The sequence below is a fragment of the Oligoflexia bacterium genome (assembly GCA_034439615.1).
GTDB lineage: Bacteria > Bdellovibrionota > Bdellovibrionia > JABDDW01 > JABDDW01 > JAWXAT01.
Map to the genome: position 1 here is coordinate 22,293 of JAWXAT010000025.1, position 14,419 is coordinate 36,711.

At 39.3% G+C, this 14,419-nt stretch carries 13 protein-coding genes; all 13 read right to left on the reverse strand.

What is annotated here, in order from left to right; genetic code table 11:
• Position 1: 1 nt before the first annotated feature.
• The 13 genes from polA to SGI74_05475 all read right to left on the reverse strand — a co-directional run bounded on the left by polA (position 2) and on the right by SGI74_05475 (position 14,416).
• Entirely contained in the window at positions 2–2,617 is a 2,616-nt protein-coding gene (polA, locus tag SGI74_05415; GenBank protein MDZ4676931.1) for a DNA polymerase I, read from the reverse strand.
• A gap of 30 nt (positions 2,618–2,647) precedes the next feature.
• On the reverse strand, positions 2,648–2,935 hold the full coding sequence (locus SGI74_05420) for a helix-turn-helix transcriptional regulator (GenBank protein ID MDZ4676932.1): 288 nt from the start codon (positions 2,933–2,935) through the stop codon (positions 2,648–2,650).
• A 45-nt stretch (positions 2,936–2,980) separates the two neighbouring features.
• Positions 2,981–5,008 carry a hypothetical protein gene (locus tag SGI74_05425; protein MDZ4676933.1) on the reverse strand — a complete coding sequence of 676 codons (2,028 nt, stop codon included), beginning with the start codon at positions 5,006–5,008 and terminating at the stop codon, positions 2,981–2,983.
• Positions 5,005–6,024, reverse strand: a complete 1,020-nt coding sequence (locus SGI74_05430; GenBank protein ID MDZ4676934.1) for a hypothetical protein — start codon at positions 6,022–6,024, stop codon at positions 5,005–5,007. Before SGI74_05430 ends, SGI74_05425 begins: the two co-directional genes overlap by 4 nt.
• A gap of 268 nt (positions 6,025–6,292) precedes the next feature.
• Positions 6,293–6,724, reverse strand: a complete 432-nt coding sequence (locus SGI74_05435; GenBank protein ID MDZ4676935.1) for a type II toxin-antitoxin system HicB family antitoxin — start codon at positions 6,722–6,724, stop codon at positions 6,293–6,295.
• Between the two features lie 9 nt (positions 6,725–6,733).
• Positions 6,734–6,910 carry a type II toxin-antitoxin system HicA family toxin gene (locus SGI74_05440; protein ID MDZ4676936.1) on the reverse strand — a complete coding sequence of 59 codons (177 nt, stop codon included), beginning with the start codon at positions 6,908–6,910 and terminating at the stop codon, positions 6,734–6,736.
• 248 nt (positions 6,911–7,158) lie between these two features.
• A complete protein-coding gene (locus tag SGI74_05445) occupies positions 7,159–7,374 on the reverse strand; it encodes a cold shock domain-containing protein (protein ID MDZ4676937.1) in 216 nt (71 codons plus the stop codon).
• Between the two features lie 92 nt (positions 7,375–7,466).
• Positions 7,467–7,799 carry a septum formation initiator family protein gene (locus SGI74_05450; GenBank protein ID MDZ4676938.1) on the reverse strand — a complete coding sequence of 111 codons (333 nt, stop codon included), beginning with the start codon at positions 7,797–7,799 and terminating at the stop codon, positions 7,467–7,469.
• 141 nt (positions 7,800–7,940) lie between these two features.
• Entirely contained in the window at positions 7,941–8,720 is a 780-nt protein-coding gene (locus SGI74_05455) for a serine protease (protein MDZ4676939.1), read from the reverse strand.
• Between the two features lie 162 nt (positions 8,721–8,882).
• Positions 8,883–10,082, reverse strand: a complete 1,200-nt coding sequence (locus tag SGI74_05460) for a hypothetical protein (protein MDZ4676940.1) — start codon at positions 10,080–10,082, stop codon at positions 8,883–8,885.
• Positions 10,083–10,442: 360 nt separating this feature from the next.
• Positions 10,443–11,720: a phosphopyruvate hydratase gene (eno, locus tag SGI74_05465; protein MDZ4676941.1), complete on the reverse strand. Its 1,278-nt coding sequence runs from the start codon at positions 11,718–11,720 to the stop codon at positions 10,443–10,445.
• A complete protein-coding gene (locus tag SGI74_05470) occupies positions 11,713–13,194 on the reverse strand; it encodes an ATP-binding protein (protein MDZ4676942.1) in 1,482 nt (493 codons plus the stop codon). Before SGI74_05470 ends, eno begins: the two co-directional genes overlap by 8 nt.
• 103 nt (positions 13,195–13,297) lie before the next feature.
• Positions 13,298–14,416 carry a CpaF family protein gene (locus tag SGI74_05475; GenBank protein ID MDZ4676943.1) on the reverse strand — a complete coding sequence of 373 codons (1,119 nt, stop codon included), beginning with the start codon at positions 14,414–14,416 and terminating at the stop codon, positions 13,298–13,300.
• Positions 14,417–14,419: the final 3 nt, after the last annotated feature.

A 14,419-nucleotide genomic window follows, 5' to 3' on the forward strand; every position in this document is an offset into this window, starting at 1 on the left:
CTTAATGAGCGCTGCCCCAAGTTAGCCCCTGCCCGATTGATACTTTTAATGGCACATTAATTTTTGTAGCGTGTTCCATAACCTCTTTGATGAGTAATTGAATTTCATCAGCTTCAGTTTTTTGCACTTCAAAAACAAGCTCGTCATGTACTTGTAAAAGCATCTTAGCAGAAGTCTTTTTCATACTCAGAAGTTTTTCTTGTACTTGAATCATCGCGATTTTAATAATGTCAGCTGCCGCACCCTGAATGGGCATATTAATCGCAGCACGTTCGCCCATTTGCCTTAATCGACCATTTGAAGATTGTAACTCTGGATAATATCTTCGCCTTCCAAACATTGTTTCAACGTAACCTTTTTGTTTTCCCTGCTCTACAATCTCATGCATGTAACGCTGCACTCCTGGAAAGCGCTTGAAATATCTTTCTATAAAATCAGTGGCAACCTTTCTCTCAACCTTTAATCGTTCAGCTAAACCAAAATCACTCATACCATAAGCAATACCAAAATTAATGGCTTTAGCTGTTCTCCGATGATCTAACGTAACTTCATCAAGCTTCACACCAAAAACTTCACTGGCAGTTGCTGTATGAATATCAAGATCTTCTTCAAATGCTTTAATAAGGGCCTGATCTTTTGTGATATGCGCTAAGATGCGAAGTTCAATCTGACTATAATCTGCAGAAATTAAAACACATCCTTGAGGAGCAATAAAACTTTCGCGAATTTTTTGCCCCCTTTCACTTCGAATGGGAATATTTTGTAAATTTGGATTATTTGAACTCAAGCGCCCCGTAGTTGTGAGTGCTTGATTATAGCTTGTATGAACTCGGTCAGTTTTAGGATCAACCAACCGTGGGAGCGCATCAACATAGGTTGAACGCAATTTTGTAATCTCTCGCCATTCAAGAATTTTTTCAGCTATTGGATGATGTGCGACTAGCGCATCTAGCACATCAGAATCAGTTGAGTAACCTGTTTTTGTTTTACGAATAACTGGAAGTTTTAGCCGATCAAATAAAACTTGACCCAATTGCTTAGGGCTTCCTACATTAAAATCATATCCTGCTGCTTCACAAATTTCTTTTTCAAGACTTTGCGCTTCTTTGAGCAGTTCTGCAGAAGATTCAGTAAGTCGTCCTACGTCGAGCATGATCCCCGATTTTTCCATACAATAGAGAATAGGCACTAATGGGTACTCGATATCAGCTAATACCTTTTGCATGGGCGAATCAGCCAATCGGGTTTCTAATATCAAACTAAGTCTTTGTGCATAATCTAGTCGCTCTTCAGGAAGTGCAAATTCGGGGAGATCTAGTTTAAGATATTTCTTAAGTAAGTCTTGAAACTCAAAAGGCCCTCCTTCGCCAACACAATATGCCTGAAGTAAAACATCATGATTAATGTGAGTGAAGTAGGTTTGAGTTAAACGTAATTGATGGGCTGCAGATTTAATATCAAACCCAGAGAGTTTAAAACTCTTAGCCCTTAAATGCTCATCAAGCCAATTCTTAATATCTTCAGTAGCTCCCTCAAAGCGAAATACATTACCACCCCATTGAAGGGCTGTACCTCTAGTTGTGACATCAAGCCAAACTTCTTTTGCATTTTCTTTTTTTAAATACTCATCAAGTTCTTTTACTTTTGAAGTCACAATTACATTTGAAGCAGGTCGTACCACCTTTCCAAGAGGCAAATCATCTAATGTATCTTTCACATCTGGCTTAGGGGCTGAAGTATTTTTTGCCGAAATTAAAGTTTCTGCATTTTCGCCTAACAATTTTGATAGTAGCGCTTTGAACTCTAATTCTTCTAAGAGCGGAATAAGTAAATCACGATTAACAGATTTTATTTTTAAATCATTGGGGTCACGATTTAGTTCTGTTTCGCAGTGAATGGTACAAAGTTTTTGTGAAAGATAGGCTTCTTTTTTCTGTGTTTTGAGCATTTCGCGAATACGATCATTTTTAATTTCATCAACATGCTCAAAAATTCCGTCTAGTGTTTTATATTCATTAAGTAGTTTTTGTGCACCCTTTGGGCCAATACCTTTTACACCCGGAACATTATCTGAGGCATCACCTATCAAGGCCAAATAATCAATAACTTGATTTGGATCCACACCCATTTTTGCTCGCACACCCGCTGAATCTAAAAACGCATCTTTTGATGGATCAAAAAGTCTGACACCAGGCTCAATGAGTTGAGAGAAATCTTTATCCCCACTGACAATAGTTACTTCAATTCCTTTACCCATACTTTTTTTAGTGAGAGTACCAATTATGTCATCTGCTTCAAAACCAGCTTTTTCAAAAGCTGGAATTGAAAGGGCATCAGCTAGTTTATGAATATAAGGAAATTGTTTAATTAAATCAGCAGGCGCTTCATCACGATTGGCTTTGTACTCAGGATAAATCTCTTCTCTAAACCCTGATTCCGGGCGATCAAGACAAAATGCAATTCCATCGGGCTTATGTTCTTTTAGAATTTTAGCGATGGCGGCCAAAAAACCATAAAGTGCATTAGTAGGCACACCTTTAGAGTTATTGAGCTGCCGAATGGCATAATAGGCCCTAAAAAAAAGCGAGCTAACATCGATTAGATAGAGTTTCTTCATTTCAGGGTTTAGATAGCAGTGTGTGAGAACTTAATCAATAGTTGGATCAAATGCGCGGAGGGTCGGCTCTTCTTCTCCATGAAAAATCTTTGCCTCAGGCTTAATCTCAACCCGTTTTTGATGCAATAGGGGTCGTGACATCTCGACTTGCTGATTTAATTGATTGAGTAATTTGCTGTAGGCATTAGCAGGAACATAAATCCCCTGCTCCCATTCACTAATAGTCTGCTGACGACACCCAAGTGCTTGGGCAAACTCTATTTGTGTGAGTTTAAGTTTAAGCCTAAGTTCTCGTACTGAGTCTTTGTTCCAGGTCATGAGTATATTGTGATTTTAATCGACAATATTTTGCAACACCAAAAACTATTTACGTCGACCCTTGTTCAGACGTTCTGTGTAACTTGAATGTTGGTCATAACTATTGGCACCAGAAGTAATGGGTTGATTCTCAACGATATTAGGATAATTTTCCTTAAAAACAATACTGCGGCTACGTACGTTTCCTTCAGAAATGCTTTCATTGTCCGCGAACACCAAGACTTGCACTTTTCCAAACTCATCGATAACACCTAAACCTTGAACCCAATTACTAGGGGCTGTGTTATAACCTATTCGTTTTTTGGTAGAAGTTCCAACAACTGCCGTGTCATTTATGACGTTAACTGTATGTGTGTGACCGGATGTGGATTTTCCAAATATTGCACGAAGTGCTTTTGGAGATACACTTTTACTTCCGCCAGCTCCCTCATGACCATGGGCTCCAGCTTGAACAGCACTTCCACGAGGACCAATTTTGAAATTTTCAGGTAAGAAAACAACACGTTTTGGATATTCAAGTCCAAATTTTTTCAAACCATATTCAACTGGATCTTCACCACGCAATGCTGCTGCAGCAAGCTCAACACCCAATGCATAATTAATAGGATCAGTTACATATCGAGCTTCACTGAGCCATCGATGAATCCACTCATTGTTGTGATTAGATTTTTTCATACCCACAACAACTCTGCTTGACAGACTATGGATTGCATTTATTTCTGTTGCACCAGCACGAAATTCTTTTGCTAAATCAAGTTCACCTTTTTTAAATCTCTCAGCTCTTGTTGTAATGCTTTTTTGTTCGTGATGACTGATAGAATGCATATCTAAAAAATCATTGGTTAAAACCATCTCGGGATCAAATTTACTAATGAGCTCTCCAAGATACTGCGCATAAATCGCATCATGCATACCAACGTGAGTATCACCTAATTCAATTGCTTTTATGATTAAACGCCGTGAGCCTTCAGCCGTATAAAACATACGTCCATCAGAAAAACCTTTGCCAGCCTCTGAGTAACTGACATTTCTAATGTGAAACTTAGCAAATTTTTGCCCTTTTAAAATTGCACCTGCACCATTTGTTTTTTCTACAATTAATGCTCCAAAAAAATGATCATTTTCCGTGAGCCAGGCAGTACGTTGACCAATGGGATGATCCCCTCGGTAGTAGGGCATTGTCAAAGAACCAGTCGTGTTAATCGAATGTGGATTAATATCGTTATCCGCAGTGTGGATAAATTTTCTCATCAAGATAGGAGCACCAACAATCTGTGATTGCCCGCGTTCTGCTAAAATATCAAGCCCCATAAGTGGATTACGCAATTTTGCCATAAGGGGAATGTTATTAATTCTAAGCTCTGGGCTTAAATCGATAGAATTAGTAACGATATGTACACCTGGAGTATCAAGTAAAAGCGGATCCAAGCCTTCGGTGATCATGGTAACTGGTAAAATTAAAATCTCAGCATCATTTTCTTTTGAATATCTTAAGAGTGCATCAAAAAATGATTTGTTAACCGGTGCCCCAGCAGCAACAGACACTACAATAAATCGGGTACGTGTCTTTAGTGCTTTTTGTAGCTTGTCACGTCTTTCTTTAGAGCGAAACATATCAGACATAACACGAATAAATGATGACGGTTTAGACTCACGAGAGTCTTTTTTGAGTTCTTCAAAATTTTCAAAAAGTCGACCTGACTTTACAAGGCTGCTCAGTATGTTTTCAGGTACTTCCATTGAAGAAGCTAAATCTTCAAACTTTGCTTCGACGCCAATTCTTTTACAAAGCTTTGCGTATTCAAAAATAATGTGATTGCGAAGCACTTCTTTTGCAGTTGAAGAATAATCTTTTACGTTAATCCAGGCGTATCGTTCTTTTATATCTTTTATTTCTTCTGCAAAAGATAAGGCATCAGCATGTTTGGCGTCGTATTTTTGCCCTTCCGTTGAAGAAACCTCTGCCAATGTTGTTTTACACGATGTGCTTAAACCAGATTTATCTTTTTTAACAACACCCGCTTGAACAGAAAGTGCAAAAGATAAGCTAAGAGCAATTAATAAAGTTTTCATCGAGATCTCCCACCAAGTTTCCCGAGGTTAATCTCGCAACTCATGATATCAAAATTTCCGTATGTCCCATTGTTGAGGAGTTCATAGAATTGAGGCTTTTGAGTGGTCTTAACTTCTGTATCATGACCTGAATTAAAAATAGCAACGCGTGGAGCATTGTGACTGAGTACCAGATTCTTTAATAATACTTCAGCTGCCTTGATCATCTCTTGGTTGTCATCGGCATAAACTAAAACCTGTTTATCAGGGCCAGGAGGTTTATTATTGATATCGATAGCTATGAGCTCAAGAAGTTTTGCTTTTTTTTCAACAGGTGTTTTTCCTAGATAGTCATACTTTGGATCACCAAGGCAGAAAATATTATCCATATCAGGAAGATTTTTAATGTACTTTTTTGTTTGTAAATATTGAAAAAATTCAAGCCATTCACGTTTTGTATGCCAACGCATTGTCACAAGTAGAAATCTTTTTGCTGTCTCTTCATTAGCCAGCATATGAATCATGTAATCCCAAAAAGGACCTTGCATGACTTTGGATTCTTTTTTAACTCGCTTTTCGCCCTCTTTAAAATCATCAAGTAAAACGTTTTCCCCACGCATCGAGGGGCGAAAATTCAAGTAAGAATCTGGGTCTCGGAGATAGTACCTACCTGGAAGTATTTTTGATCCGTCTTCAAGAGTAACTTCTAAATTTACAGCACCTGGTGTTTCTGCATCGAGAGCAAGATCATTTTTAATGCGCTCTAAATCAACGTTCGTTACAATGACTGAGTCAGGAAGTAATTGATGCTTCACCATCATACTTGGACGATCTTTGAGACGAAACAAAACACGACGACCTGGCATTGCCCCATTTTTTTTCCAACGATCTTCGAATAGATTTCCGTCAAAATCAGAAGCAACATAGATAATTAGTTTTTGTTCGGTAACTTGTTTAACCTTCTTAGCCGCAAAGACGTAAGAGGTTGATGCGATGGAACTGACTACAATAATAAGCAAAGCAATTGAGTTCATCATATAGTTTCTGCAAAGCAACTACGATGCCACAAAAACCATTTTCACGAGCATTCTTACGGGTTTATTGGCTATTTTATAAATGCTAATATTATAAGTAACTTACTATCATTTGAACGCACGTTTGAGGAGCTACAAAACCTAACACTATAAGTTTTAGCCTGACCAAATTCTTGTCAAAAAACCTATTTTAGGTATTTACGACATAATCTCATTGGGGACAGGAATTATGGTCGTAGTGGGGCAATTCCCACAACGGTCATAAGTAAAATTATGCAGACAAAATTTCTTCAATATCGAATTCCGGAAAAACTTTTTTTATAAGCACTAAGGTAGATAGTTGTGGATTTGCTGTGTCCGAAATTTCTAGTCGTTGATAACTATAAAGGTTTTTAAACCCCATTTTGTTGGCAACTTCTTTTTGTGTCATCTTGTGGCTTAATCGAAGATGCCTTAGATAAAAAGCAAAGGCAATTTGTGGGTTGACTGCAATAGATGTAATATTTTGACCACGCAAATTTCTTTTTGGAAGTGGCAGTAGAAGCTTTGAATCAGCAGGTTCGTCTAAATATAAATTAAGTGCTTCTTCCATATTTTTTTTAAGCTCTTCAATTGAATGAGCCTGTGTCATGCAGCCACTTAATTCAAGACATTCTGCCCAATAGCCTTTGCCCTCTTTATGGGTTTTAAAGTGGTATTTCATGCACTACTCCTAAGATCGAAGTCTCTTTAATAGTTTTTTCTCTAAACCTTTTTTGAGTTCTCTATGCATAGGTATAGTCTCGCGTTCATTTTCTTTACCTAAAAATATATGACTGCCTTTTTGACGGATAATTATCCACCCATGATTTACAAAAAGCTTTAACATCTCTTTCCCACTCATCGGCATGCGAGATGTTCTCTAAAAACTATAATACCAACTATAGTTGGTATTTGCAATATCTTGTTTCTCATAAAAGTTATTTATGCAGGCAGGCCAAACTGTTCGTTGCTAATTAACAGAGGCTTAAATGAAAATGTCCGAGATGACGGACACTCGCCGACATCCACGTAATCCAAAACAAGCAGCATTTTGTGACAACAATAAAAAAGGCTCCCATCATGGGAGCCTTTTTCAATTTTCTTATTAAGAAAAACTTAAACTGGCTGGCCTTTAACCACTACAACATTAGCGGCTTGTGGGCCACGCTCTGTCTCGAGCAATTCGAATTCTACTTGAGCTCCCTCAGGAAGGGTTTTGAATCCTTCACCATTGATGGCTGTATAATGTACGAATACATCTTTACCGCCTTCACGCTCAATAAAACCGAAGCCTTTGCTGTCGTTGAACCATTTAACTTTACCTGCTGCCATACTAATTACCCCTCCTAAAAAATTAACCTGAAGTCCAAGGTAGACGAACTGACTGGGAGGGTCAAGGAAGATTTTTCTTAATTCTTGTTAACCTAACGCGACGCAGTAGGTGTCTCTAAAATAGTATCATTCTCGAAGATGAAAACCAGTTCATCTTCTTTCACGAGATCTAATTTATCCCGTGCTTGTCGACCTATAAAGCCGTCAGAGTTCTTTGCTTGCTCAAGTCTTACTCGTAAATCAAGGCTTCGCTCTTTTAGCTCAGTGTATCGTTTCTGGAGTTTTAATTTTTCTCTTTTCAAACTCCACAGATCAATCAAAGTTCCCTCAGCCAAAAGGCTAGCAAACGCTATGATTAAAGCAAAAGTACCTATTTTAATAGGATGCTCAAATAGATTTTGAAACCAACGCATAGTACTCTTCATAAGAACTATAATGACATGGAATAAGTGCGTCAGAAAAGACCAGGATCATTCACTCTGCGATTCAATTAACTAAAAAAAACCCCAAACCAAGTTAGTAATAAACTACTGGTTTGGGGTTTCACTTTTCAAAAATATTCTTAATTAGCGTACTTGTTGATTGATCCAAGCAATTGCTGAATTTACTTTGCTGTAAATTCCAAATTTCATGGGCCGCGCGCAACCTGTTCCCCAACTCACAACACCCACCAATACATCTCTGCCACTGTTATGACGTACGAAAAGTGGTCCGCCACTATCACCTTGGCAAGAATCTTTTCCACCAGCATCAAGACCGGCACAAACCATACGATCTGTGATTTTTCCCGTATAACTTTTATTGCATTTAGCTGCAGAAACTAAAGGTATGGTGACTTTTTGCAGTTTATCCGCAAGCTGCCATGCACCTTCTTTTGTATAACCCCAACCTGAAGTAACCACTGCAAGCTGAGAACCTGGATTATCAGGAATAAGGAGTTCTTCGATGTTTAAATCAATAGGCCTAGCACTTGAAGGAGCGTTTAATTGCACTAACGCAAAATCATAATCTAATGTGCTGCTGTTGAATTTTGGATGAACAATAACCCTAACTGGAGTGAAAGCCTGACCTTCAGTCAATCTTGTTTGACTATGTAGACCAATATAGATTTTTTTTATTGTTGCACCCTTCGCACAGTGTGCAGCTGTTAATACCCAATCCTTTTTAATGAGAGATCCACCACAAAAATGACTTCCAGCATGGAGCGAGACCATAAACGGAAATTCACCCGGTCGCGCTTCCTCACCACCTACTATTTTTGGATTCTTCGTTGTTTTTACTGACTGGTTCGCATGAGCTTGAAAAACTACAACCATAGAAAGTATAAGTGTAATTAAATGCTTCATTGAGCCCCCCTTAAATTTACTTTTAAATCCCCGTCGTAAGTATTGCGCTTACTCAAAAAATTAAAAAGTAGATTTGGAATTTCTAGCCTTAAGACTAGAGACCGCAATAAAAAACGGGATCCATTTCTGGATCCCGTCATTAACTACATCACTAAATAACGATTAGAACTTAACTGTGGTTTGCAAATAAGCTTCGCCACCGTTAGCAACTGACAAAGGAACATACCCATCGTCAGGTAATTTTGTCATGTTGGGTTCTTCATATAAACCAACTGCAAGAGCAAAGTTGTCGCTAATTGCGTAGCTGAGCTCAGGGTTCATAATGATTTGATCTACGCGGCTAGGGGCTCGGTTTGTAGCTTCATCACCATGGACAGTTGTATTTTGAAAACCAGTTTCTAATGTGAAACCAAGTCGTTTTGTAAAGTTGTAGGTTAAATCAACCAATTGATACAAACGGAATTCTTTATTGAGTTTTCCGCATGATTTCAATTTGCTGTCACCACAACTCTTTGTTTGTAGTTCTGAAGTATTATATTGATTGAGGTAACTACGGCCAATCAACATAGCTTTTACTTCGAATTTACCGAACTCACGACCAAGACCTACAGTTACGCGTGTCTCACCAAGTTGACCGTTACGCTGAGAAATTTCACTTGTGGGAATATCGTAACGGAGTGATCCGTCAAGAATGATATCACCTTTTAAACGAGCGATTTGAGAGTGTCCTAAAATCAAATTAGTATTACCCATGTAACCTGAATACGGTTGCTCAGTACCTGCATCGTCTTGTCCACGATCGCGATCACCAAACCATGTGTGATTCACTTCAGGTTGAAGTGTGAGTGATACGTTATCTGTAAACGAGTATGTCAAACCGAAACGATCCCAAGCGCGAACTTCGCCGTCACCGTTTGGATTTTGACCTTCGATGTAATCTAAGTTCATAGCGTTGTAACTGCGGTATCTAAAACCGAAGGGGCTTTTCTTAACAGTCTTTTTAACTTCACCTGCTGAAGTTTTAACTGTCTGAGTAGGAGCTAAAACACCAGTTTTGCTTGTTGGAGCTGTTGGTGATTGTTGCTCACTGGCTTCTGTAGTGCTGGGAACTGGAATGTTCTCAGTAGCTTTTGGCTTTAAAATTTTGCCAGAAGCTTTTTGATTTTGAGCAACCCGAACAGGTGCTTTTGCTTTACGTGTGGAACGAGCCGGAGCTGTACCACTTTCGTTTGTTACGGTAACATTGGTTGTACTGTCATTGAGTGCAACAATGACTTTTCGAGTTGTCTTTGGAGCTGTATCTCCAACCTGTCCTACAACCACTACGGCCAGGGCAACTGCTATAACAACAGCGTTTTTCATTTACTATTCCTCCGCGGATCAATCCGCTAATTACGTGCAAATCCTCACACATCCATTTCGACTTAGTATAGGAGAGCAATGGATATGCCAGACTCGGGTAAAAATGTCTAAAAGAAAAATCTCGTATCGTTACATACAGTTATGAATTCAAACACACATAAAAAAGTCAAAACTAGAGCCATACCTGCACCGATTACCATGTAAAAAGAGCCGGAGTGGCACTAATCAAGACAGTTACCTACAAGTCATTAAGATTACTAGAAAACATCAATTGGTTCGATGAACTCAAAGAAAGTGAATGTTGAACTGCACACATACTATATAGATGCATACCGCAAATTGTCAGCTAGCGCCTAGAAGTTATGCAAAAGCGTTTTTACCCCAGTACTGAGCCTTTTGACCTAAATCTTCTTCAATACGAAGTAGCTGATTATATTTTGCTGTGCGCTCACCTCGACAAAGCGAGCCTGTTTTTATTTGCTGAGAACCCGTTGCTACTGCGAGATCTGCGATGGTTGAGTCTTCAGTTTCACCACTACGATGTGACATAATTGTTCGATACTTTGCTTTGTGAGCCATATTAATAGCATCTAAAGTTTCAGTCAGTGAACCAATCTGATTTACTTTCACTAAAATGGCGTTAGCTGTATTTGTCTCGATACCTTTTTTTAAACGTTTTGGATTTGTGACAAACAAATCATCACCGACAAGTTGAACGCGCGAACCTAATTGGGAAGTCAAATTCTTCCAACCATCCCAATCATCTTCAGCTAAACCATCTTCGATACTGACTAGGGGGAAATTTTGTGACCAAGAATTATAAATCTTAATCATCTCTACGCTATCAATTGTTCGATTTTCCCAGCGATAGGTTTTCTTTTCACCATCAAAAAATTCTGTTGCTGCAACATCGAGCGCTAAAAATACATCTGTACCTAATTTGTAACCAGCCATTTCAACAGCTTCTGCAACAAGCTCCAGTGCATGTAAATTTGATTTTAATTTCGGAGCAAAACCACCTTCATCACCAACTGCAGTTACAAGTCCTTGCTTTTTAAGATTACCTTTTAAAGTATGAAATATTTCAGTACCTACTCGTAAAGATTCAGAAAAACTTCCGCCAAATACGGGGGCGATCATGAATTCTTGAACATCAAGGCCATTATCGGCATGTGCACCGCCGTTAATAATATTCATTAATGGCACTGGAAGTTTAAAGGTCTTATTATTGCCGCCTAAATATTTATACAAAGGAACTTTAAGCGAATTGGCTTGTGCTTTTGCCACAGCAAGGCTCACACCTAAAATTGAATTTGCACCAAGGTTGTCTTTATTTTCGGTTCCATCAAGCTTAAGCATCAGTTCATCGATTTTTTGTTGCTCAGTCGCCTCTTGACCTAAAAGTATGGGCGTGATTTTTTCATTAACATTCATTACGGCTTTACGAACACCTTTTCCAAAATAACGAGTTTTATCACCATCTCTTAGTTCTAACGCTTCAAAGGCTCCGGTGGAAGCACCCGAGGGTACAGCTGCTCTACCCATTGATCCGTCATGAAGTATAACGTCTACTTCAACGGTGGGGTTCCCGCGGGAATCCAAAATTTCTCTCGCCCAAATTTTTGAAATCTTAGACATGTTGTGATCCTCCTTCGATGTGTAAATCATTAATTGGAAGTGTAACGATGAACCGACTACCTCTTCCCTTTTCACTTTTTACGTCAATGCGACCTTTATGCATTTCAACAATGCTTTGAGCAATACTCAATCCTAAACCAGTGCCTTTACCAACTTCTTTTGTTGTGAAAAAGGGTGTGAAGATTCGCCCCATCACCGTGTCATCCATACCTACGCCGTTATCGGCAATTTCTATAACCGCAAGATTGTCTTTATGCATAGTCTTCACTTCAATCACACCATTTTGCAAAATTGCATGAATTGCGTTACTGAGTAAATTCATAAAAACTTGGCTGATGCGCACTGGAAACACTTTAACGTGTACGGCTAAAGACAATTGTTTTTCAATTTTAATGCGTTGACCAAACTCATCACTAAAAACCTTTATCGCGCTTTCAATAATACTATTGATGTCGGTAGCGATCTTTTTTTCTTCGCGCCCCGTTTTAGGATGAGCAAGGCTTGAAAGATCTTTTACAATTTCTTTTACGCGGTTAAGCCCTTCACTTGCCTCGGTCAACATACTGGGCGTTTCTGTTATGACAAAATCAATATCTAGTCGTTCTTTAATTTCATGGAGCCAATCAGGTGCTGTTACGTCTCCTAACAGAAGTTTTCTTTCGAGTTCTAAAAAGTAAGTTTGAAGTCGGTGAAAATAATCATCAAAGCGGCCCAAATTACTCATAACAAATGAAAGTGGATTATTAATTTCGTGTGCCACACCCGCTGCTAATTGCGCAAGGCCCGTCATTTTTTCTGCATATATTTTTTCACGCACTTGGGTTTGAAGTTCGGTGCGAAGTCTTTCAAGCTCGAATTGTTGTTGCATGATGATGCGATTTTTTGCTTCGAGTTGACGCTCGTTAGATTCTAAAGTTGAAGTAAGATGTTGAATAAGTCTTGGGTTTAAAACTTGCCCAGGCTCAACATCAAAAAGACTTGGTTGGGCGGTATCCCAGCTGATCCACATTTCTTTTTTCATTTCGCTCCAGTCTGAAATAACTGGCGGGTGCCCCGTATAGCGCGGAAGATTTTCTAAAACCGTTCTTAAAAAATTAAAAATATGAGGCGCAACATCGCGATCGACTGGAAATTGAAAACGTACAAAAGAATCGCCCCGCTCGGTCTCTTTAAAATCTTCTAAGGGGGCTACGAAATAAGAAAAAAATCTTCCAAGATTTGAATAATAATCTTCAGGCGCTGACATCATTTTGAAAACGCTGTCTAAGGCTCCCCAAGTTTGATATTCAACAGCATGTGATGCGACAGTTTGAGCAATATTTGGATCAGAAAAAATGCGCGAAGCTTTTTCAAAAAGTTTTTCAACTTGGGGAATACTTAGCCAAAAATGAGGGTCACGCAGAAATTCTTCTGGTCCGTCAAAAATATCAAAAAGAGGCTCCTGAGACACACCAATGCGCTCAAAATGAATCAAAAGAGAATTTGTTATTTTGCAGCTAACCTGTGTGACCAATAATTACCCCGAAGGCTTAAACTTTGAGGTATTTATACGTCATTCGCTCAAGAGAGCAACGTTTTTAGGCAGCTCGTGGACGGTTAAATTTGTCTTTGTTAAAAGGAATACGGTTGTTTTCGATCTCATCTACAAAGGTGGGCACTTCGCCAGTTGGCAAAAGCCCTCCCGTTAAGCGCCCATCGGCTTCTCGCTTCATGGGGCTCATATGGTAAATATCAACAACGTTATAGGTTTTATCTGAATTTAAGCCGCGTACTTCAGAAATATGAGATATGCGACGACCCCCGTCTGAAAATCTAGAAATCTGAACGACAATTTGAACAGCTGAAGCAAGCTGACTACGGATTGCAAGCTCACTCACACGGGCGTCACCGCTCATAGCAAGGGTTTCAAGTCTCACCATTGAATCTGATGGATTATTCGCATGAACTGTTCCCAAGCAACCCTTGTGGCCTGTGTTCATGGCATTTATCAGTTCAATTGCTTCTGCTCCACGAACCTCACCCACGATAATGCGATCTGGTCTGAGCCTTAAACTACTTTTAAGCAGATCACTCATTGAAACAATGCCTTTACCCTGTTCATCCGCCATACGCGTCTCAAAATGTACGACATGCTCGTATTCAAGCATGAGCTCACTTGCGTCTTCGATGACGATTACACGCTGCCCCGGGGGTACACGGCTTGAAAGAAGTCCAAGTAATGTTGTTTTACCCGAACCCGTACCGCCGCTGACGATTATGTTTTTACCTAAAAACATGCAGATATCTAAAAATTGAGCGCTATCAATGGTGATTGCCCCAAATTTTATGTAATCAGGAAATGTCATTTTTGTTTTTGAAAATTTACGAATGCTCACAGTTGTGCCGTTACGAGCGCATGGAGGAAATACGGCATGGATACGTGACCCGTCAGGTAATCGCGCATCGAGTGTTGGCTTTTCATCATTAATTCGGCGCCCGACACTTTGTGCGATATTATGCACAGCAGCCTGAAGAGAATCTTCATCGTTAAATGCAGCTTCAACTTTTATGATCTTACCTTTTCGTTCAATGAAAATTTCTTTTGGACCATTGATCATGACTTCGGTAACGGTTTCGTCTTTGAGATAGGGCAAGATGGGGCCTAAAAAACTTTGAATGGCAGCTTCAAATACGCTCAGAGCAGTATCGCCTGACATATT